Annotated in this window: 1 protein-coding gene; it reads right to left on the reverse strand. The window is 33.2% G+C overall.

Going from position 1 to position 527, the window contains the following annotated elements; all coding sequences use genetic code 11:
* Positions 1-132: 132 nt before the first annotated feature.
* On the reverse strand, positions 133-444 hold the full coding sequence (locus ACF91D_RS31610) for a DUF960 family protein (protein WP_057510703.1): 312 nt from the start codon (positions 442-444) through the stop codon (positions 133-135).
* Between the last annotated feature and the right edge of the window lie 83 nt (positions 445-527).

Raw genomic sequence — 527 nt, forward strand, 5'->3', positions numbered from 1 at the left:
ATTGTGATGACTGTAGCAGTCTTCTTGCTATCGTCCCATGTCTTTGTTAGTAAGTAGCGGTGAGTTCTCTTTTCGTCAAATATTGCAGTAGTGACAAGTGTATTTGTGATATTTTCCATTGATTTTATCTCCTTAATATTCATTTGGTAATAACATAATGTAATAAGAAAGGTCTACATCATCTTCACGGATAATGTAGACCTTATTGATATTGATAGGTTGATTGATATTTGCCTTTTGAGTTTTCACATACGCTGGTCGTTCTTGTTTGTGTTTGATATATAATTGATTGCGATGTTTATTGAACTGGAATATATGAAAATAATCTACTGAAGTATTATCTTTGGTTTGTTCTTGTTCTCGCTCAGATACGAGTTGCCATAATTGGTGTTGTAAGATATTAGGTAAGTTGTTGGCGATACCCCGGGTGATATATCTATTCATAAGAGACTTCCTTTCGTTCTGACTCTTTCATCCAAATGATGATTTCACTTAGTATTGTAATGACTAATTGTGTTAGTTTGATA

It is taken from the genome of Staphylococcus sp. 231237_7MaSpsaltlick, from assembly GCF_043107035.1.

Excerpts from the sequence above, each read along its gene's own strand:
- ACF91D_RS31610 (WP_057510703.1), bottom strand. The coding sequence starts at position 444 with ATGAATAGATATATCACCCGGGGTATCGCCAACAACTTACCTAATATC.